16 protein-coding genes are annotated in these 19,940 nt (G+C 39.9%); 8 read left to right on the forward strand and 8 right to left on the reverse strand.

Annotated features, from left to right (window positions below; genetic code table 11):
- Positions 1-193 precede the first annotated feature (193 nt).
- The 3 genes from gntR to gntU all read left to right on the forward strand — a co-directional run bounded on the left by gntR (position 194) and on the right by gntU (position 3,614).
- Positions 194-1,189 carry a gluconate operon transcriptional repressor GntR gene (gene gntR / locus ACPEH5_RS15680; protein ID WP_129466983.1) on the forward strand — a complete coding sequence of 332 codons (996 nt, stop codon included), beginning with the start codon at positions 194-196 and terminating at the stop codon, positions 1,187-1,189.
- Between the two features lie 530 nt (positions 1,190-1,719).
- Positions 1,720-2,262: a gluconokinase gene (gene gntK, locus ACPEH5_RS15685; RefSeq protein WP_042848493.1), complete on the forward strand. Its 543-nt coding sequence runs from the start codon at positions 1,720-1,722 to the stop codon at positions 2,260-2,262.
- A complete protein-coding gene (gene gntU / locus ACPEH5_RS15690) occupies positions 2,259-3,614 on the forward strand; it encodes a gluconate transporter (RefSeq protein ID WP_042848492.1) in 1,356 nt (451 codons plus the stop codon). Before gntK ends, gntU begins: the two co-directional genes overlap by 4 nt.
- Positions 3,615-3,670: 56 nt before the next feature.
- Here gntU and ACPEH5_RS15695 read toward each other — a convergent pair whose 3' ends face one another.
- The 8 genes from ACPEH5_RS15695 to ACPEH5_RS15730 form a co-directional block, all read right to left on the reverse strand.
- Positions 3,671-4,897, reverse strand: coding sequence for an SGNH/GDSL hydrolase family protein (locus ACPEH5_RS15695; RefSeq protein WP_042848490.1), 1,227 nt, complete (start codon positions 4,895-4,897; stop codon positions 3,671-3,673).
- Entirely contained in the window at positions 4,869-6,038 is a 1,170-nt protein-coding gene (locus ACPEH5_RS15700) for a GDSL-type esterase/lipase family protein (RefSeq protein ID WP_071547652.1), read from the reverse strand. The genes ACPEH5_RS15695 and ACPEH5_RS15700 overlap by 29 nt, the downstream gene beginning before the upstream one ends.
- The gene (locus tag ACPEH5_RS15705; RefSeq protein WP_129466985.1) at positions 6,025-7,443 is read right to left on the reverse strand and encodes an MBOAT family O-acyltransferase; all 1,419 of its coding nucleotides are present in this window, start codon (positions 7,441-7,443) and stop codon (positions 6,025-6,027) included. Before ACPEH5_RS15705 ends, ACPEH5_RS15700 begins: the two co-directional genes overlap by 14 nt.
- A 229-nt stretch (positions 7,444-7,672) precedes the next feature.
- Positions 7,673-8,479, reverse strand: coding sequence for a protein bax (locus ACPEH5_RS15710; protein WP_042848487.1), 807 nt, complete (start codon positions 8,477-8,479; stop codon positions 7,673-7,675).
- 481 nt (positions 8,480-8,960) lie between these two features.
- Positions 8,961-10,106 (reverse strand): DUF4056 domain-containing protein, encoded by a 1,146-nt coding sequence (locus tag ACPEH5_RS15715; RefSeq protein ID WP_181469044.1) that lies wholly within the window; start codon positions 10,104-10,106, stop codon positions 8,961-8,963.
- Positions 10,106-11,251 carry a BamA/TamA family outer membrane protein gene (locus ACPEH5_RS15720; protein WP_240133493.1) on the reverse strand — a complete coding sequence of 382 codons (1,146 nt, stop codon included), beginning with the start codon at positions 11,249-11,251 and terminating at the stop codon, positions 10,106-10,108. Before ACPEH5_RS15720 ends, ACPEH5_RS15715 begins: the two co-directional genes overlap by 1 nt.
- Positions 11,251-12,252 (reverse strand): hypothetical protein, encoded by a 1,002-nt coding sequence (locus ACPEH5_RS15725; RefSeq protein WP_129466990.1) that lies wholly within the window; start codon positions 12,250-12,252, stop codon positions 11,251-11,253. The genes ACPEH5_RS15720 and ACPEH5_RS15725 overlap by 1 nt, the downstream gene beginning before the upstream one ends.
- A 236-nt stretch (positions 12,253-12,488) precedes the next feature.
- Complete coding sequence (locus tag ACPEH5_RS15730; RefSeq protein WP_042848482.1) at positions 12,489-12,671, reverse strand: hypothetical protein; 183 nt, start codon at positions 12,669-12,671, stop codon at positions 12,489-12,491.
- Positions 12,672-12,927: 256 nt separating this feature from the next.
- Between ACPEH5_RS15730 and ACPEH5_RS15735 the strand changes: the two genes are divergently transcribed.
- From ACPEH5_RS15735 to ACPEH5_RS15755, 5 genes are all read left to right on the forward strand, one after another.
- Entirely contained in the window at positions 12,928-14,385 is a 1,458-nt protein-coding gene (locus ACPEH5_RS15735) for a DUF4026 domain-containing protein (protein WP_042848481.1), read from the forward strand.
- Positions 14,386-14,512: 127 nt separating this feature from the next.
- The gene (locus tag ACPEH5_RS15740; RefSeq protein WP_042848480.1) at positions 14,513-14,968 is read left to right on the forward strand and encodes a regulatory protein RecX; all 456 of its coding nucleotides are present in this window, start codon (positions 14,513-14,515) and stop codon (positions 14,966-14,968) included.
- A gap of 319 nt (positions 14,969-15,287) precedes the next feature.
- On the forward strand, positions 15,288-16,646 hold the full coding sequence (gene dcuC, locus ACPEH5_RS15745) for an anaerobic C4-dicarboxylate transporter DcuC (RefSeq protein ID WP_042848478.1): 1,359 nt from the start codon (positions 15,288-15,290) through the stop codon (positions 16,644-16,646).
- Between the two features lie 278 nt (positions 16,647-16,924).
- Positions 16,925-18,184 carry an aromatic amino acid transport family protein gene (locus ACPEH5_RS15750; RefSeq protein ID WP_042848477.1) on the forward strand — a complete coding sequence of 420 codons (1,260 nt, stop codon included), beginning with the start codon at positions 16,925-16,927 and terminating at the stop codon, positions 18,182-18,184.
- 296 nt (positions 18,185-18,480) lie between these two features.
- Complete coding sequence (locus tag ACPEH5_RS15755) at positions 18,481-19,755, forward strand: bifunctional O-acetylhomoserine aminocarboxypropyltransferase/cysteine synthase (protein ID WP_042848476.1); 1,275 nt, start codon at positions 18,481-18,483, stop codon at positions 19,753-19,755.
- Positions 19,756-19,940 lie beyond the last annotated feature (185 nt).

Here is a 19,940-nt window from a genome sequence, read left to right on the forward strand (position 1 = left end):
ATTTAACCTATTCGTTATGATAATAATTATATAACGCGGAAATTAACGGAGTCATGATAGAGAGTCAACCACAAAAATGGCGTTCTTAGGAAAAATCGACGTTTATGTGATGTGAATCAGCAACAAAGATTGCTATCCAGCAAAAGATCGCAGAACATAGCACCGTTAACGAATGGGATATCACTTTGGAATTATGAAGAAAAAAAGACCTTCTTTGCAGGATGTTGCCGACCAAGTTGGCGTGACAAAAATGACGGTGAGCCGTTTTTTACGAAACCCAGAGCAAGTTTCGGAATCTCTGCGTGAAAAAATTGCTCAAGCTGTTGAAATATCAGGGTATATACCTAATAAAGCTCCTGATATATTGTCAAATGCAACAAGCCATGCAATTGGGGTGCTATTACCTTCATTGACCAACCAAGTTTTTGCTGAGGTGATCCGAGGTATCGAGGCAGTCACTGACTGTCATGGTTATCAAACGATGCTGGCACACTATGGCTATTTGCCTGAAAAAGAAGAGGAGCGGCTGATGTCGTTACTTTCTTATAATATCGATGGGGTGATTTTAGCTGAGCGTACCCATACGGAACGGACGCTTCGCATGCTGAAAACTTCAGGGATCCCTGTGGTTGAAATTATGGATAGCGTTTCCCCTTGTTTAGATACTGCCGTGGGGATTGATAACTTTGAAGCTTCCCGCCAAATGACTCAAGCGATGCTCGAACGCGGTTGTCGTCATATTGTGTATTTGGGGGCAAGGCACGATGAGCGTACGTTTATTCGTTTAAAAGGCTATGAGCAAGCAATGTTGGATGCCAACCTTGAGCCGCGTAATCTGATGACAGAAGTCAGTTCATCATATTCACTAGGTGCTCAATTATTGCATGAGTGTCGCGCTAAGTACCCTGATACCGATGGCTTATTTTGTACTAATGATGACTTGGCTATAGGCGCTATTTTTGAATGCCAGCGCTTAGGTATTCAAATTCCGGAAGACCTTGCCATCTCGGGGTTCCATGGTCACGATGTGGGGCAAGTCATGACACCGAAATTAGCCAGTATTTTGACGCCAAGGGACCTTATGGGGCGAAAAGCCGCAGAAGTGTTGCTGGCGAGAATGTCAGGGAATAAGCTGACGGAGACGCATTTTGATGTGGGGTTTTCTCTACTCACGGGCGAGAGCATCTAATTATTTCCCGTCATACTTCAAATTATAGGGGGGTTGGCTGCTTTCGGCTACTCAGGTCACATACTTATGTATGCTCCCTGAGATATCCTCAATTTGCCGCCTACCTCTAATTCGAATTATTTAGGGAAATAGTGTGGTTTAATATAGCCTTAAAGCTAAATTTCGGCGTATGCACTAAAAGTATTAGCTGCACTCACCAACCCTAGTCACATACTGGAGTATGCTCCTAGGACTTGGCTCGTTTGCCGCCTAGCGACACCACGAATTATTTAGATGAATATTAAAGATGGGTTAATTGAAATTTAAAATAAAACATACTTTTAAATTTCTATATTGTTAGTGCCTCTTTTTTCTTTGCCTATCTTCACTAAACTCAGATTGAGATAATCATCACAGATCTGTTCTCTTCTTCGCCAATTTGATTGCTAAATAAATCCTCACTGCTGATAATGTTACCCGTAACTTGTTACCAGTAACATAACGGTATTAATTAAAAGCCAGAATAATTTTGAATGCCTGAGGAGTTTCCTATGAGTGATACCCAACAACAAAACTATGCATTTGTACTAATGGGGGTATCGGGTAGCGGTAAATCTGCAGTAGCAAATGGCGTTGCTCAGGAATTACATGCCGCCTTTCTTGATGGCGACTTTCTGCACCCTAAAGCAAATATTTTAAAAATGGCATCGGGTCATGCGCTAAATGATGATGACCGCCAACCTTGGTTAGTCGCATTAAACCAGGCAATTTTTGCTATGCAGAGAACAAATTCTATTTCTTTAGTTGTATGTTCAGCATTAAAGAAAAAATATCGAGATATATTAAGAGAAGACAATAAAAATTTATTTTTTATCTACTTAAAAGGGGATTCAGAGGTTATTGAAGAAAGATTAAAAGCCCGTAAAGGGCATTTCTTCAAACCTGAAATGTTAAAAACACAATTTGCAGCCTTAGAAGAACCCAATGCAGCGGAAACTGATGTTCATATAGTTGATATTCGCCAAACTCTTGAAGATGTCATCGGTAATACCTGCTTAACGATTAAACAAATTGTCGCGGGAGAAAAATCATGAGCACGGTTGAGACGCTTAGCACATTAACATTGGTACTCACAGCGGTTGGCTCGGTAGTTTTATTACTGTTTTTAGTCATGTATGCACGCCTACATGCTTTTGTTGCACTGATGATAGTGTCAATTGGTGCAGGGTTGTTTTCAGGAATGCCAGTTCAACAAATAACCGAGACGATGCAAAAAGGAATGGCTGGGACTCTAGGTTTCCTTGCTATTGTTGTGGCATTAGGGGCAATGTTTGGCAAAATCCTGCATGAAACAGGGGCATTAGATCAGGTTGCGAATAAGTTACTTAACCTTTTCGGTGAGAAACATGCGCACTATGCGGTAGGTATCGCAGGGTTAATTTGTGCACTGCCATTATTTTTTGATGTCGCCATAGTGCTGTTAATCGGTGTGGTATTTGCAGTGGCAAATCGAACTGGGCATAACGTTGTCCGTTTAGCTATCCCATTATTTGCTGGGGTTGCTGCCGCTGCGGCATTCTTGTTGCCTGGGCCGACACCGATGCTGGTTGCTTCACAAATGGGCGCAGATTATGGCTGGATGATTCTCATTGGTCTATGTGCTGCAATTCCTAGTATGATCCTAGCGGGTCCTCTATATGGGCGATTTATTAGCCAGTTTGTACACATTGATATTCCTGCGGATTATAAAGCACCAAATACAGAACATGGCAAAATGCCAAGTTTTGGGTTCAGCTTATGTTTAGTGTTATTTCCATTAGTTTTGGTGGGTTTAAAAACAATTGGGACTCATTTTGTTGAGAAAGGCTCAACTCTGGAACATTGGCTCGAATTTATTGGTCATCCTTTCACTGCTTTATTACTTGCATGCTTGCTTGCCATATATGGTTTAGGTTTCCGTTATGGTATGAATAAAGAAAAATTGATGGAAGTTTGTTCGGCGGCGATCCAGCCTGCGGGGATTATCCTGTTGGTGACTGGGGCTGGTGGTGTTTTCAAACAAATTCTTGTGGATTCAGGTGTTGGTCCAGCGCTAGGGGATTCGCTAATCGGCGCGGGTTTACCTATTGCGGTAGCCTGTTTTGTTTTAGCGGGTGCTGTACGTGTTATCCAAGGTTCTGCAACGGTTGCGTGCTTAACAGCGGTAGGTTTAGTTTTACCCGTTATCAGTGAATTAGGGTATTCAGGTGCGCAGCTTGCTGCTTTATCAATCTGTATTTCCGGTGGTTCATTGATTTTAAGTCATGTTAATGACTCAGGTTTCTGGTTGTTTGGTAAATTTACTGGTGCAACTGAAGCGCAGACTCTAAAAACGTGGACGGTAATGGAAACTATCTTAGGGACGACGGGCGCCATTGTCGGTATGATTTTCTTCGTTTTCTTGTAATTTTTTAGGTATAAAGACAAAGGTCAGCTTTAATCGGCTGACCTTTTTGCTTTTCGTTACTGTAAAAGCTGGCTCAACTGGCTATATAAACCTTGAGCACTCTTTTTGTAACCATCAACAGACAAGTGTACATTGTCTGGTCGTGCTAAGTCTTGTGCTGCCCATGTACGGATTGAACAAGGGCCACCCATAAAGGCTTGCCAGTCCCAAAACAGCGTATGTTCCTGAGCTGAAACAGATTTCTGAATTTGAATAACATTCATTAAGTTTACAGGCATTTGAGCTTGGCAATTCATGGCATCATTAAATTTAATCGAATCATTCGGCCCGACTAATAAAATAACGCTATTTGGCATTTGCTGGCGGATTAAGCGGATTTTAGCGCGTAAATTTTGCTCATAAGCGGCAAGGTCTAACGTATCATTAAAGGCTTCATTAGTACCATAAGCTAAAATCACCATATCAGGTGACAGCTGAGCTAAAGTCTCACTCCATTGTGGTTGCCATTTATCTACCATACTAAGTGTTGCACCATTGATCCCTAGCGCGGAAAGCATAACCCCTGGCTTTTGTGAACGTACGAGCCAGCCACCAATCTTTAACCCAGCACTTTTATTGACCGTAACCTCTGCGGGTAACTGGGTGTTAACCGGGGTTGAAAAATACCACTGATAGCCTGTTGCCGGGAGTGCAACATTAGGTGAAACAGCTGGAGCCACACTCATTTGAGAGTCATTCGCGCTCTGGTATAGCGTTTGAAGCTGATAGGCCCCTAGAGCCGGTTGTAACGGCTTGAGTAGCACTTTACTCTTTGCGGCTTGTGGTTCAGCAATCATTCCCCCTAAGGGGTAATCAAAACGCTCATCTTTACGGCTAGAAGAAAGTGACCATTCTTTTTTCTCGCTCATGCGGTTAATGGTTGCAGTACGTTGTCCCGGAATAGAAATAGGAGGAATAAAGCCAGGACCTGCATCACCATAACGTTGCTGAAATAAACTCCTTAAATTGCCGCTGAAAAAATCAGCCGCAGTGTGGGAATCACCAATTTGAATAATATGAACTTGCTGGTTACCTTGGCGTAATTTATTTGCTAATTGCGTTAAATTAGGCTCAGCATTGTTGATTAATTGCCCTTGAGATATAACAGTTTGTCCTTGTTTCGAACTTGGTATGCGCGTTTTGTCTGATGTATTTTGACAAGACAATAAGCCCAACGATAGCAGTGCAATGATGCTACCTGCTAAAATTTTGAGCTTAGCTTGACGCAGATTGTTCAGTTTCATGAGGTTCCTTTTCTTCCTCTGCTTCGAAATGGATCAATGAGAAAACTTTTTCTGCAATAAGTTGTTGCCCTTTACTGCTGAAATGAATCCCATCGCCACTTCTCAATTTAATTGTACTGCTTTCATCGCCGATATAGTCAGAGTAGTTATCGCCTTTATATTTAAAGACATCATTGACAGAAAAATAAATTTCGCCGTTACTTTCAACTTCAGACTGGTAGAGGCTTCTTAAGAATTTCATACCATCGGATAGCGTATTTTTACGCATATTAGGAGGACCAACCCAAATAACATCTACATTGTGCTGGCGTGCGGTCGATATTATATCATTAATACGCTCTCGGTAAACTTTTTCCCAGTCTTCACTTTTAAATTTGACGTATTTATAACCTGTTTTTGGTGGCATATCCCAAGGGTCATTAGGCCCTAAGAAAACAACAAGAACTTTAATATTAGGGTTATCATTCAATGCCTTAGCAATGGTTTGGGGCCAGTTGAAAAAGCGTGGATAGGCAAGGCCAGTGCTTTGTTTGCTTAAATTAATGCTATCGATATTATATTTTTTCAATAGCTTGTTCTTAACATGTGGAGCAATGCCTTGCATCATTGAGTCTCCTGCAAATAGAACTTGCTGGCCTTTTTCAATGTTGGCTATATGCTTCTCTACAATAGGTTGGTTTTGCTTGATAGCTAAGTGACTTAAATTGCCCTTGAGGCTTTTTGCTCTCGCTTGTGGGCGCTTAAGCAACTCAGGGAAAGTTATTGATAAGCTGTCTGCTGGGTAGATATAACCATTCATAAAATGCAGGCCCACTTGAAAACCGTCTGGGAAACTCAGCTTCTTGTTTTTATTTGCTAATGCTAATTCAGCGGCTTGCTGGTCGTCTTGTGCTTTTTGCCCTGAAGCATGATAAGTAAATACACTTCCCGCCTCGAGAGCACCGTCATGTAAATAAGCACCGTAATCCCAAATAGGGTTTCCTGCCATTTTCGCCCATGGTGTATCTTGATGATATTTTTGTTGCCAGAATCGCTCCAAAGAACCTTGGTTTAACCAAATCAACAACAGTCCTGCTAGTAACACAATAACTAAAACTTGGCCGGTTTTAATTAGGTTTTTTTTAAACTCAGAAGTTAGCATAAATAAACCCCGGCATACCTGAAGGTGAAAGCATAAACATAATTGTTAAAACAAGAGCAAGTGGAATAGGGTAGTAATACCAAGGGATATCTTGGTATTTTTTCGCCGCATAATGGTAACCTTGTACAAAGTAAGGATAGGTAATGAGTAAGACCCAAAATGCAATAAGCAGACCTAGGCTTGCATTAATTGATGCAATAAAGCCTGGGGCAATAATTTGATTAATCATTAATATCGCATCATCAAAAGAAGCACTACGGAAAAAGATCCAAGCAAAACAGACAAAATGGAAAGTGATAATTCGTGAGACCCAAATTGATAATGTTTTATTAGGGAGTGCCTTTGTCCAACCCAATTTTTCCATACACAAACTCTTTAAATTGAGTAAAACAATCCCTAAGCCATGTATTGCTCCCCACACCACGAACGTCATTGCGGCACCATGCCAGAGTCCGGAGATCACCATAGCAAGGAATACATTAGCATTCATACGGCTAAAGCCTTTGCGGTTACCTCCTAGTGGGATATAAATATAATCACGAATAAAAGTCGATAGGCTAATATGCCAACGTGCCCAAAATTCTTTTAGGTTTGCGGCTAAATAAGGGGCATTAAAGTTAACGGGTACTCTGAAACCTAATAATAAGGCGATGCCCGTAACAAGGTTGGTGTAACCGGAAAAGTTAAAGTAGATATTCCATGCATAGGCATAAGTGGCTACTAAGATCTCTCCTGCGCTATATCCGATAGGGGCATCAAAAACAGGGTTAACAAAATTTTCGGATAAGTAAGAACTAAATAAAAAGAGCTTAATTAGCGCCAGTGAAATCAACAGGATTGCCTTGCGACTATTGAGAATGGTTCGGCTTTCTGCTTGGATTTGAGGCATGAAATTTTTTGCGCGGTTAATCGGCCCCGCCACAATACTTGGAAAAAATGCAAGGTATAAAGCGACATCGAAAAAATCAGCTTTAGGAATTTCTTTGCGGCATACTGAAACTGTATAACTAACAGAGTGGAATGCATAAAAAGAAAGACCGAGTGGAGCCAGTATTTCAAGAATAGGGAGCCCAACACTAAAACCAAATTTATCTAAAGTTTGCTGAATACTTTCTTGAAAGAAAGAATAATATTTAAAGTAGGTGAAGTAACCGATAATAACTGTGGCTAGGATGAGATAGACCCATCGATTTGATAGCCAATTTGTCACCCAGTTTGTGAGAAAATAAATGAATAGGGTATAACCAAATAAAATATAGGCAAAATCAGGGTTAAACGAATAAACAAAAAAATAGCTTGCGGTAATTAGTAGACCATTTTGTAGTTTTGCACTGGGCTGACAAGCCCAATAAATAAGAAAAAATATCAAGAAAGAGCCAAGAAACTCAAAAGAGAAGAAATTCATATTAGACTCAAAGATGTTAATTATTTTGGTAGAAGATGAGCATATGATATTTGATCTCTTCTTCTATGCAATCAGAATATTGCTCGTCATATTTTGAGTAATGATTTTGTTGGCGGCATTCAATTCCCCCGCAGGGTATCTGCCTGCTATAACATGAGCAATTTATAGCGATAAAAAAATCCACTTTGTTAAGTGGATTTTTTATATCTTGTACCTGGTGATACAATAATTAGATGCGAGTGGCTGCTCTTTTTTGAGCTTGTGTAATCAGTTCTTCATTACTCGCGTACATTTCTTGTAAATAACGGTTATAGGATGAACCTAACTCGGAGTACCCTTTCATATCATTGATAAGTTTTGTGGTATCTAACTCATCTTTTGATAGGCGTTGTTTTGCTCGTGAACTACGTAGTGATTCATAAGCATTATGGGTATTCATATTCTTCATATACGCTGTCACGGTATCTTCAACTGAAGAGTATGCTGAATAGCCTTTAACTTTACCTTTGTTAGTTCGGCACCCACTTCCGCAGCGCATACCAAATAAGTTGCCGTTCTGTAATGCAAGTTGTGATGTACCCCAACCTGATTCTGTTGCTGCTTGTGTGGCCACTAAATGCGTTGGCATGATATCTACGCGACTTAATAGCTTATCCCAATTGATGCGTTTTGGGTTGCTACATTTCATACCATAGCTATCACAGATTTGGCTAAGACGGCGCAGTTCTTGAGCGCTCCATTTTTTATTTGCGCGAACGGATAATAACCAATTGCGCTCTTCCATAATCTGCTTATTAACTTTTTCAATAACAGGGACAACCGTTTTCAAAAATGCTTTCTTTCGTGGTGTACCAGAAGGGTATTTACGTAAATCAGGGAGTGATGTTTTGGCCTGACTTACATTTTGCACAGTTTTATTAGAGTACTCTTTATTGAGCATTGTGCTGGTACTGGTGGAGCCCATACTGAGGCTCGAAAATAAAAGTAAAAATAAGAAAGCGAAGACGGCGTTTGTCCTCATCGTTCGAGAGGGCATTTGCTTCTCCTAAGTATCTCTGAACAAAATTCGAGCGAATATTAGCAGATTAAATTTTTACGAGCTACTTTTATCCGGCTAATATTAGGTAAACTTCTGTATTGGATTGTAGGTTTTTTTGTTTATTTTTAACTGTATTGATTTTGATGTAAAAATAATATTTTTACATCTAGTTTTTATGGTTATATATTAAAATGTCTTACTTGTTTTTACTTTGAATGGCTGCACTTAAGTTAAATTCGATTATTTATCACACAGTTCACTTAGTTATTATAAGGCTATTTTGCTCAATAAATAGCCACTTAGTCGCTTATTTTATAATCAAAATGGGAAAGGCCTCTTTTTCCTAACGATAAAAGAGGGAACAAAAGTGAAATACAAATAGGCGGTATGAAAGGTAAAAAAAGCGAGTTAAGCTTCATTTTTACTCGTCACCTTGACCGTGATAATTTCGTTTAAGTGAGCAATTTTTAGGGGAAATTTAGGGTTGTAAAATCTGTTGCTGTATATCTTGTTGTTTAGCTTCTTCTGCAAGGGCCGGGAAGTCCGCAACAGTCCAATAATGGTTTGGTACAGGAAGTTGTCTCATATTTTCAGTGGGTTGCAAACGTAACTGAGCAAGTAGTGGTAAATTGTATTGTAGGTAGTTATCTGGCAGCGTTAATCGCAACCCTCCCCGAGGTATGATTTGAGTCGGTATTAAAGGTAGCCTGTCATCGCTGGTATTATAGTCCCTTGTTAATACAAGGAATTTTTCAGGTACTCTCCGGTAGCTATTCCACCATAGGCCATCAATGTTATCGAACATTTTACTTGTTTCGGCTCTATTTGATGCGCCCAATTGGTGCAGGGCTAAAGGTAGGATATTTTCTATGGATTGAGAAAAAACCGGCAAAGAGTTCGCTCGACCCTGCAAAATAACGGTCATTGCAAGGCGTGCTCCGAGCAAATTAGAGTAAAGATCTTCAGGGGAAAAAGCCGAGATCCCTTCTGAAAAGCCTGGAACCGATTGATAACCATACCATTGTGCAATTTCGTGCCATACGGCAAGTTGGAAAGCAAGTTTAGCCGCAAGATAGGCACTGAGCGTATAACGTTGGTGTGCAGATGGCGGTGGCGTAAAGGGGCTGAAATGAATTTGTCTACTGGCCAGTTCTTCACTTAGTGAAAGTGTCCATTCTTGGCCAAGGCGTGGATAAATTTGGCTGAATAAGTAAAAAGTATAATCTGCAGTATCTCTGACATGCGAGATATCAATAAACCCACCTTTATCTGTATATAATAAGCCAATTTTTTCATTACTAAGCCCCATTAAAGCTGCACTTGCCCCTAAAAAGCTATCATTATAATGATGCTCACCAAGGCTATCGGCTTCTACAATATTATCGATAGTATAAAAAGGAACGGGGAGCCCCCATAATTGTGCTTGGAGGTTGTACCCGAAGGCACAGCATGCACGTAAGCCTTGAGGAGGAACTAATGAAGGAATAACGGACCAATCTTGTGTAGCTTCTTCAAAGGTATGCGAAGTTAATACGGGGGAAATAGCGGGCAATTCAAGCTTGCTATGATTTTGGCATGCAGTTAATAGCAAGGCTAAACAAGACGCTTGAACCCACTTAAACATTAAAACGCCTCCCCGACCTGAAAATAGACACCAGTGCTATTACGGCCAATGCCGAAATCCAAACGTACATTCATTCTTGGCTTAAATTCAAAGCGATACCCGACACCAACAGTAGGGAGCCAGTGGCTTTGACCTAGTTCGGACGGTGTATCGCTCATCGTCCCTGTGCCTAACCAACCGACAATACCATGACGCCAATCTAGCTTATGCCTAATTTCTATTTGGCTAGTGAATATATTATTGTCGCGATAGCGACCTTCGTAATAGCCTCGCATTCGATTACCATTACCTAATAACGATAATTGATTCCATGGCACATTACCTATTGAAAACCGCGCATAATTATCAAGTGCAACCACGGTATCTTCGGCAATCTGATGGTAGTAAGCGTATTGTAATTGCGTGGTTTGAAAACGGGTGTCGCTACCAAGATTTGGCGCAAAATAAGTGTAAGTCACTTCAAAGGTTTGCCCTTGGTATGCGTTAGGCAAAAAATCGCGGGTATCATAACTATAATAGGCGCTGACCCCTGAGTTGATAACAGAACGCCCACCGACGGAATTAGCGAAGTACTTTTTTGCACCATCATCTGGGTCGCTGGCATTAATTGATGAAAAGTTCCAACCGAGTCCAATATAAGTGGCATCCGTTAGTTTATACAATGCTCTTGGCGTTATTTGGAATTCTTGGGAATGGTACTTTTCTTTATTACGGTCGTTTTTACCTGCAGAATAGCCCTTTCCCCAATAATAAGTAGGAATGTTATTGATGGTACCCGAAATAAATAATCGCCACTGGTCGTTATCAATAAAATTATAATTAGTGAAATTCAAACCAAATGCGCCTGTAGATGAAGCGAAGCCACTTAACCCAATTGAAGAAGGTTGCGTTTGTTTATCTTCTTTATCTATCCGGTATAAACCAACCAGCGCAGTACCGATGCCTATCCCCATTTCAGGGGTATAAAAAGGCCCCGGCAAAACGCCCCAATCAATGGGTTTGCTGTCATCAAAGCTGTTTTCACCCCCGAGGTTGTTTAACCAGCCATCAATTTGTTGGCGGTCGGGGAGAATATCTGCTTTAGCAGGAAAAAGAATAAAAAGGCTGACCAATGCCAGCCTTTGGATAATAGCCGAATACCACATTAAAAACGGAATTCTCCAGAGACAAAGAAAGTATTACGGTTATTAAAACCAAACTCAGTGAGTACATTAAAATTGCGAGTAAACTCGACGCGAGCACCGACAGTATTATTCCATTTATGGGCAAGGTGCTGTTTGACGTCGAATTTCATACCAGGTTCATCCATTGAGTTAATTATATCTTGGAATTTCCCAGGTAAATTGAGCTTATTGATATCACCTTTAAAACGTTGGGTAATATCTTGGTACATTGCACCAGTCCAAACTTGAACTTTGGTATTCCCTTGCCCATCAATCAATGGGTCAAAAGTAAATGTATAGCCAATTCGAGGTGAAATTATTAAAGCTTTAATATCACCATCAAGAATATCAAGGTCAGTTTTTGTATAATTTAAATCTAATGTTGTGAAAAAATCGTTATATCCCCCGGCTAAAGTAAACCCAGCACCATAGGTTTTACCTTTAAAATCTAAATCAAAAGGTTGGCCTTTCAATAAAGGATCTAGTGGTATAACGAATCCCGGAGCTAACTCGAAACTTCCACCTTTTAGTGTGGTATGGGACTTACCCTTAGTGTGACCATATAACCCATAAATATTTAAGAATGGAAATACCCATGAATCTAATTTAAGTGTATGGGTTTCACTTTTTTGCCGTGTATGTCCCGCTTCAATGTGTATCGCATTTGAAAACTCAGGGCTTTCAGGAGAAATAAACCCAATTCTGTCGACTACAATATCTTGGCGCATATTCATATAACCATAGCTTGCACCAAATGGCTCCGGCAAATCATAACCGCGGGCGCGTGCTTCATCACCCCAAATCGGCAGTACTCGTGACTCTGTAGCAGAAGAACGAGTAATACCGCCTTCGTTATTGTTTTGTGGCACCCCTGACTCACTAACTGATACTGAAAATAATGGACGGTCGCTATCGGCAAAGCTTACGGGAATACATAAAAAAGAAGAAAGGATTAGCACATGACTGAATTGGATGCGTTTCATAACATTGGCTCAATTTTAGGAAGTAAAGGGGGTGTAAAAGCAGATTATTATTCGTCTTACAGCGATAATCGGAATTTTATCATTAATCTTTTTTTTAGGGATAGCGCTTAATGCTTTTTTATTAACTCTTTGGGTAAAATGAGTGTAGGTTGATAGTTTGTTTAAGATTGTGCTTTCCAAAACCGAAAAATAGGTGCCGATAGACAAAAGGTTACCGGCACGAAGAGCGTAAAAGATTATTTTTTATTCTGTTGGTGAAACTTAACACGTTCATGAAAATAGGCTTTTAAGTGATCTTCCATTTGATGGATTTTTTGTTCTAAAGCATGTACGAATACTTCGTCGCTATTCATATTGTAAACACGCTGCATTGCGAGTTCGTCAATGTATTCTTTTTGTGCTTCTGTCAGGTCAATCATATTCTCACACCTATATAGATAGAAATTAGTTCTTTTGCCTCATCAATACGAAGCAAGTCAGAGAAAGGAGGTCATTGTGCCTCAGCCAATAGCGTATGAAAAGTAGAATAAATTATTATCGAATAATGATTATTGGTTTACTTAGTTACAATATAAAGGATCAAATCACAATCTGAATTTGTTAAGAATATTCACAATATTCTTAATGAATATAAGCTGATATCCTCGCTAAAGTCACTTATTAATAGGCCTTAAAATGAACAATAAACAATATTACCTTGATACTGCAGCAGGTGAAGGCGAAAAAGAAGCATCTATGATGGTCGCTATTCCAGGTTCTGAATTGACATCTTCGTTACTTGAGCAGCGTTTAGAAGAACAAACCTATTTTACGGATGGAGAAGTAGACTATATTCCAGATGAAGACGGTTTCTTTTTTAGCTGTAAAAAAGGTGAAGAGGAATTGCGTTTCTATATTTCATTGGTAGATAGCGACCCTGAATATACGATCAACCCATATTTTGCGACAGACCCTATTAGTCCAGAATTATACGCGGAGGCGAGTTCGGCTCCTCAAGCGGTGATTGTGGAATGTTTATTCAAAGAGCAGCCGTTAGTCAGTTACCTTCAACAACTGAAAATCATTCAAATCTTAGTGCCTGATTTACTCTTAGGGCTGGATATTTCGGCAGCAGGGAAAGTGTTTACTCGTGAGTGGCTTAATTTTCAATTAATAGATGATTTAATGCCAAGCATTGATTCTTTATATGTTGTGCACGCTATTTATGACCAAGAAGATAATGAAAATAAACCGGAAGAAGAGCGCGCACCAACCATGTATTGGTTCCATACCCATGGTTTAGCCCGTTGTGGGTTGTCTGAAGCTGAAATTATTATTCCACACCCAATCGCATCTTATTATGGTATCCCAGAATTATTCTGGAGCTTTGTGAACAACAGTATTACACACGGTAAAATCGTCTTTAACGAGCCAATTTTTATTGGGCAAACACAATCAGGTTACGAATACCTGGTGGCATTGCCATTTGAGGAAGGGTTGCTTCATGTCGGTAAATCAACGCCTATTGATAACTTAAAGCCATTAGAAGAAATGAATTTTGAGTTTGGTGATGCAACTTCTGAGCGTTTTATGGGGGATTGGCACGACAGGGATGAGTCTCATCAGCACCCGTCAGTCATGTTGTTCCGTGTTACACAAGAAAACCCAGTATTAGAGAGTTTCTTTGAAGGGTTTGAAGATCAAAATGCGATGATGTTTATGCGCACAGACGAAGAAACGGCGGATATGTCCCGTAAAGCGAAGCTGCGCTGGGAGTATTTCACCCACATGTTAGATAATTATGGTCCAAAACCTGTCACTCAAAAGAAAGGTTTTTTTGCGAAGTTTTTAGGCAAAAACGATGATGAAGCTGATACTGAATGGCGTTTCTTAGTGAAATGTGGCATTGGTTATCATGATGCGGAAGAGGATTATGATGGGCACGAACATATGTGGTTTGAGCCAATTTCTTGGAATGGTGACCAGTTTGAAGGCCGATTAATTAACCATCCTTTTTATGTGAAAGATATGCAAGAAGGGGAAACTTATCCATTAACCCGTGATGATATTACGGATTGGACAATTTATTTCCAAGATGGAAGTTACACGCCGGATACGATATACAAGCTACTGAGTGGCGCGCAAGTTCACTAATTCGTTAGACTGCAAGTCACATGGGCGAAGCTTGTTGCCTATATATGCCTTGGATTATTTAGAGTACAAAGGTTTGTGTTAGACTGGGCGCGTAAAGTGCCCAATTTAATGATGATAGTTTGACACTATGAATGAATCTGACCTGTACCAATATGCCCTGTTTATGCTTTCTCGCCGTGACTACGGTAAAGCTGAGTTATTTAGCCGTATGAAACGACGGATGTATGAGAAAAATGAAGGTATTATTGATGAATCGTTGATTGAAAAAGCCCTTGAACGACTCAGTGAGCAACACTTTCTTGATGATGATCGGGTGGTGGCACTATTAATGCAGGGCTATATTCGCAAAGGTTATGGTCCGTTGCGAATTAAGCAAGAAATGCGTCAAAAAGGCTTTTCTGAAGCTTTAGTTGAAAAACATTTTGCTGATGTTGATGTGGATTGGTTTGAGAAAGCGGCATTGGTACGCAGCAAAAAATTTGGTGATGACCTACCCCAAGATTTTAAAGAAAAGAGTAAACAGATCCGTTATTTACAATATCGAGGTTTTTTTGGCGATATGATTTACGAACTGTTTAGTTGATTGTTTCCTGATTTTAATATCAATGCAGGTTTTCTGTATTTGATTAGCTATCTTGATGACGAACCCATTGGTATCCGCATATACTTCAATTTCTTTTTTTTAACCTAATCTAGTCTGTTCTACCTATCTGAAGAGGGTAATTGGTAAAATCCGCTAGAAAATCTCTTCTATAAAAGATTTATTATTTCTTTATCTTGTGTTTTTATTCATATCTATATTAAAAAATATCGTCTGGCATGATCATTGTCAGTGAATTTTGCTTAACTATTAGGCAGAGTGATTTTTTATAATTACAAAATGAGACAGGCAGGAGAAACAAATGATTGAGCTCTTAATCGGCGTTATTGTCGCCATTGGAGTTGGGCGCTATATCATAAAAGGGTATTCGGCAACGGGCGTGCTAATGACAGGGGGGATTTTACTTCTGATCATTACCGCTATTATGGGAAAAAGTATTTTACCAAGTTCTGTTCCTACGACGGGGTGGCGTACAACAGACATTTTGGAATACATAAAATTCCTATTAATGAGCCGAGGTGGTGACCTTGGTATGATGATTATGGTGCTATGTGGGTTTGCATCTTACATGACCCATATTGGTGCCAATGATGTGGTTGTTAAAATTGCATCAAAACCGCTAAAAATGATCAACTCGCCATATTTATTAATGGTAGCGGCTTATATTGTTGCTTGCTTGATGTCGCTGGCGGTTTCCTCTGCGACTGGTCTTGGGGTGTTATTGATGGCAACCTTGTTCCCCGTGATGGTGAATGTCGGGATTAGCCGTGGTGCAGCGGCGGCAATTTGTGCTTCACCAGCGGCAATTATTCTGGCACCGACTTCAGGTGACGTTATTTTAGCGGCGCAAGCTGCTGAAATGCCATTAGTTGATTTTGCATTTAAAGTGACTTTGCCTATTTCTATTGCTGCAATTGTTGCTATGTCTATCGCACATTTCTTCTGGCAGCGTTATCTAGATAGAAAAGAAAACGTCAAAATGGAAATGCTTGACGTCAATGAAATCAAAACTCATGCGCCTTCTTTTTATGCCATTTTACCATTCACTCCGATTATTGGTGTATTAGTATTTGATGGTAAGTGGGCGCCTGAACTGCACATAGTTACAATCATTGTTGGTTGTATTATTTTAGCTGCTGTTATTGAATTCATTCGTAGTTTCAGTGCAAAACACGTCTATGGTGGCTTAGAGGTTTGTTATAAAGGGATGGCTGAAGCCTTTGCTACAGTGGTTATGTTATTAGTTGCGGCGGGTGTATTTGCACAAGGTTTAAGTACTATTGGTTTTATCAAAGGGCTTATTGACCTAGCACAATCATTTGGTTCGGGCGCGATTGTCATGATGATTGCATTGGTAATTATTACAATGCTAGCTGCAATGACGACAGGGTCTGGTAATGCACCGTTTTATGCCTTTGTCGAATTAATTCCACATCTAGCAAAACAGATGGGCGTCAACCCAGCTTATTTGGTGATCCCAATGTTACAAGCTTCTAACTTGGGGCGCACATTATCACCTGTTTCAGGTGTCGTCGTTGCGGTGTCTGGGATGGCTAAAATTTCACCGTTTGAAGTGGTAAAAAGAACGTCAATTCCAGTGCTAGTTGGCTTAATTGTTGTGGTCATTGCAACTGAAATTTTAGTTCCTGTCTATCTATAAACCCAACCTATTTTTTATGTAAATGGCTGAGCTAGTAGTTCAGCCATTTTTTTATCACATTTAAAATTAAATTCTTTAGATGCAAAATTTATTATTTTAATCACAAGCTAAAAAGGATTTTTACAGAGGAATTACATTGAGTTTTTTTATTTGACGTTATTAACGAGATCTACGCCAAAAAGTTGAACAAAATAGGTAAATTAAATTAGGCGGTCTTACTAACTTCATGCAAAATCGGCGCATCTGATTTTAATAACGTTAATGATGAAGAATACAAGATGAGCACAATAGAAAAAACAGTGGTTACAACGGATAAGCCAGTAAGTAAATGGACGTATAAGGATTTTACATGGGTACTTTCTTTATTTGGAACAGCCGTAGGGGCAGGGGTTTTATTCTTACCTATTAAAGCAGGTGCTGGGGGTTTTTGGCCATTAGTTGTGTTGGCATTAATTGCTACCCCAATGATTTGGCTAGCACATAAAGGGTTAGCGCGTTTTGTTTTGTCTGCAAAAAATCCGAATGCGGATATTACTGATACTGTAGAAGAGCACTTTGGTAAAGTTGGGGCAAATATCATTACCTTTGCTTATTTCTTTGCTATTTACCCAATTGTATTAATTTATGGCGTGGGTATCACCAATACCGTTGATTCTTTTATTGTCAATCAGCTTGGCATGGCGCAACCTCCGCGTTGGTTACTGTCAGGTGTGTTGATTTCGGCAATGACAGCAGGGGTGGTGTTTGGTCGTGACCTCATGTTAAAACTCACTTCTTTGATGGTTTACCCATTAGTTTTCATCTTATTAGCATTGTCTTTATATTTAATCCCTGAGTGGAATATGTCGATGCTAGAAGTGTCGCCTGATTGGAGTGCAATGCCAGTTATAGTTTGGATGGCTATCCCACTGATCGTATTTTCATTTAACCATAGCCCGATTATCAGCCAATTTACCAAAGACCAACGTCAACAATTTGGTGACAAGGCAATCGTCAAAACTGATATGATCACAGGTGGTGCAGCCTTAATGTTAACAGGCTTTGTGATGTTCTTTGTTTTTTCTGTGGTGTTATCTTTAAGCCCAGCAGAACTGGAAATTGCCAAGCAAGAGAACATTAGCGTGTTATCGCATATTGCTAATATCAATCCATCACCAATTTTGTCTTACTTAGGGCCGATTGTTGCTTTTGCGGCGATTGTTTCTAGCTATTTTGGTCACTTCTTAGGTGCCCACGAAGGTTTAGTTGGGTTAATTAAATCCCGCTCTTCTTTCTCAGTTAGGAAAATTGAGACAGCATCTATGTTATTTATTGTGATAACAACATGGATCGTCACTATTCGTAACCCAAGCATTTTAGGTATGATTGAAACGATGGGGGCGCCAATGATCGCGGCTATCCTGTTCATTCTACCGGTGGTATCGATGAATATTGTTCCTGCAATGAAAAAATTTAGTACGTCAAAGCCAGCACAAATATTCACTTTTGTCTGCGGATTAGCGTCCATTACTTCTGTTATTTATGGTGCATTTCAATAATCGCGGGTAATTCGATTCGTTTTAAAAAGCCACAATCTCAATGGGTTGTGGCTTTTTTTTATATGAATAAGAAATAGATTATAAGAATAATACCTTATGTGATTAATTATCGGCGTTGAGCGGTGCAAAGCGTTCTAAGGCATGGAGTGTAGACTAATCTATATGAAATAATTTCAAGTTCAAATAGTTGCCTAGTATATAGTCTTAGGTAATATCTATTGATATCACAGCATAGAACCCACTTATAATTATCTCTTCTGGCCGTGTTTTCCAGTGCGTCATAACAAGGATAACAAATGAAATTAGAAACATTATCGATTCACGCGGGCTACTCTCCAGACCCAACAACCAAGTCTGTTGCGGTTCCAATTTACCAAACTACATCGTATGCATTTGATGACACTCAGCACGGCGCTGACCTTTTCGACTTAAAAGTCGGGGGGAATATTTATACACGCATCATGAACCCAACAAATGATGTTTTAGAACAGCGTGTCGCAGCATTAGAAGGCGGTGTAGCTGGGCTGGCTGTTGCTTCCGGTATGGCAGCTATTACTTATGCCATCCAAACTATTGCGCAGGCAGGTGATAACATTGTTTCCGTCGCAAAATTGTACGGTGGCACATATAACTTATTGGCCCACGCGTTACCACGTTTAGGGATTGAAACTCGTTTTGCGGAGCATGATGATTTAGCCGCACTTGAAGCGCTGATTGATGATAAAACCCGCGCAGTTTTTTGTGAGTCAATTTCCAATCCGGCAGGGTTTATTGTTGATATCGCCGCATTAGCCGAAGTTGCTCACCGCCATGGTGTTCCACTGATTGTCGATAACACAGTGGCAACCCCATACTTATGCCGTCCCTTTGAACATGGTGCGGATATTGTGGTTCATTCATTGACTAAATATATTGGTGGTCATGGGACATCACTTGGCGGGATGGTTATCGATTCAGGGAAATTCCCTTGGGCAGAGCATCCAAATCGCTTTTCTTTATTGATAGAACCTGATGTGGCTTATCATGGTGTAAGCTATACAGAGCACTTTGGTGCTGCCGCCTTTATTGCTCGCTGCCGTGTTGCGCCTTTACGTGGAACTGGGGCGGCGTTGTCGCCATTTAATTCATTTTTAATCTTACAAGGTTTAGAAACACTAGCATTAAGAATGGATAGGCATACAGAAAATGCATTAAAAGTGGCTAATTTCCTTGAAAAGCACCCTCAAGTTGAATGGGTGAAATATGCAGGTTTACCAAGCAATCCAGAGCACGGTTTAGCGCAGAAATATATGAACGGAAAGCCGGCAAGTATAATGTCTTTCGGTATTAAAGGTGGTCAAGAAGCAGGAGCACGTTTTATTGATGCACTGCAACTGATTGTACGATTAGTGAACATTGGTGATGCTAAATCATTAGCTTGCCATCCGGCGTCCACAACGCATCGCCAATTAAATGATGCTGAACTCGCACAGGCAGGCGTATCGCGGGATATGATCCGTTTATCTATCGGTATAGAACATATTGATGATATTTTAGCTGACCTTGAACAGGCATTAGTTGCGGCAAGATAATTGGTGTAAAACTTGATAAAAACTGGTTATGGTAAAGTAAAATCATAACCAGTTTTTTCTTTTTTATTATCCAAAAAAGATGATACTCGTTTTGTTTGTTGTATTAGTTCTTATTTTTATATTAATAATTAGTTTTATATAGTATTTTGAAAAACTGAACGGCCCTGTAAGGTTTTAACCTTAAT

The sequence above is a fragment of the Providencia sp. NPDC089933 genome, from assembly GCF_049545585.1.
Lineage (GTDB): Bacteria > Pseudomonadota > Gammaproteobacteria > Enterobacterales > Enterobacteriaceae > Providencia > Providencia huashanensis.